The following is a 1,974-nucleotide window of genomic DNA, read 5'->3' as shown; positions in this document are numbered from 1 at the left end:
AAATACTGCGTCAAATTGTATCCCGGCTGGACGGAATTGTCTTTAAAGATGGCAAAACCATGACCGAACAAATGAAATATAATCTAACGGATGATCGTGTGTTTGGCAAGATGTATTATGGCAATCTTGTGGATTTTATAGATGAAGAAAAGCTAGAAGAAGCTAAAAATAAGGTGGAGGAACATCATGGTTCTACTATCATTTATGGAGTTGGAGCTGGCTTAGTAAGTCATGGCGATTTGTATATCTACTTTGATATGGCACGTTGGGAAATTCAATTGCGTTATCGTAAATCTATGCCAAATTATAATTGTGATAATTATGATGAAGATATCTTAAAAAAATATAAGCGTGGCTATTTTATTGAATGGCGTATTGCCGATAAACATAAGGCTGAGCGATTTAATTGTTTTGATTATGTGGTCGATACAAATAAATCCAACGATCCAAAAATGATTTCGAGTGATACGTTTATCGATAGTTTAAAACAATTAGCTCAAAAACCATTCCGAACAGTACCATACTTTGATCCAGGCGTATGGGGTGGTCAATGGATGAAGGAAGTTTGTAACTTAGATGTGAATCAGCCAAATTATGCATGGAGTTTTGATGGTGTGCCAGAAGAAAACAGTATTTTATTTGATTATGATGGAGTTACTGTAGAGCTTCCAGCTATGGATCTAGTGTTGTATCAACCAAAAGAATTATTGGGAGAACAAGTCTATTCTCGTTTTGGTGCAGAATTTCCAATTCGCTTTGACTTTCTAGATACGATGGAAGGACAAAACTTATCTTTGCAGGTACATCCATTAACGGAATATATTAAAAAGAATTTTGGGATGAGTTACACCCAAGATGAGAGTTACTATATTTTAGATGCTAAGGAAGATGCCCATGTTTATTTAGGTCTAAAAGAAGGCATTCAACCCAATGAAATGATTTCTGATTTAGAGTCTGCGCAACGTGGTGAAATTGTATTTGATGCGGATAAATATATCAATAAGTTTCCGGCAAAGAAACATGATCATTTCTTGATTCCAGCAGGAACTTGTCATTGTTCCGGAAAGAATGCGATGGTATTAGAAATTAGTGCTACACCTTATATCTTTACATTTAAATTGTGGGACTGGCAAAGACTTGGCTTAGATGGCCTACCTCGACCTATCAATATTGAACATGGAAAACATGTTATTCAATGGGATCGTACGACAAAATGGGTCAAAGAAAACTTGGTCAATGCGACTTATGAAGTAAAAGAAGAAGGAAATGATTGTAAGATCGAACATACGGGTTTACATGAACTAGAATTCATTGAAACAAGAAGATATACAATCAACAATGATTCATTGCACAAAACACATGGTACAGTGAATATGTTGAATTTAATTGATGGAAAGAGTGCCATTATTGAAGGGAATTTTGAACCTTTCATTGTGCATTATGCAGAAACCTTCATTATTCCTGCAAGTATTAAGGAATATACAATCAAGCCTTATAATTGTGATAAAATTAAAGTATTAAAGGCATATGTAAGAAGTTAAAAAGTGACAACCTAAATGGTTGTCATTTTACTTTTTTCGTTTTTGTGCATACATTCTTTGATCAGTGATTTGCAGGATGTCTCTTCAGATTTATTAATCTAAAATTTTCTGTATTTCATCCTTAAAATAATATCGATTACCATCTTGCGTTAATGCATCAATTCTAGCTTGTTGGTGCAGACGCTCCTGCTCTTTTCTTGTGTAATATCATGAATGAAGTGAGCGTAAGATAATTTATCTTCTCATTCCATACTAATTGTGACAATGTGATAGTATCGGTTGTCTTAATATTTCATGTTCCATTCACAAGGATTATTTATAATTTTTATATGTTTATATCCCTGCGAATCGCATAAAATATTATTTATCCTACAAAAAACGAATGAATTTAAGGGAAAATAATCTTAAATATATTGGCTTTCCCTTATTTTCG

General features: G+C 33.6%; 1 protein-coding gene. It reads left to right on the top strand.

What is annotated here, in order from left to right:
- Nucleotides 1–2 precede the first annotated feature (2 nt).
- The gene (locus ACZQCL_RS09085) at nt 3–1,541 is read left to right on the top strand and encodes a class I mannose-6-phosphate isomerase (RefSeq protein WP_482482934.1); all 1,539 of its coding nucleotides are present in this window, start codon (nt 3–5) and stop codon (nt 1,539–1,541) included.
- Nucleotides 1,542–1,974: the final 433 nt, after the last annotated feature.

The sequence above is a fragment of the Holdemanella sp. genome (assembly GCF_056804935.1).
This window is presented reverse-complemented; position numbering and strand designations above follow the sequence as displayed.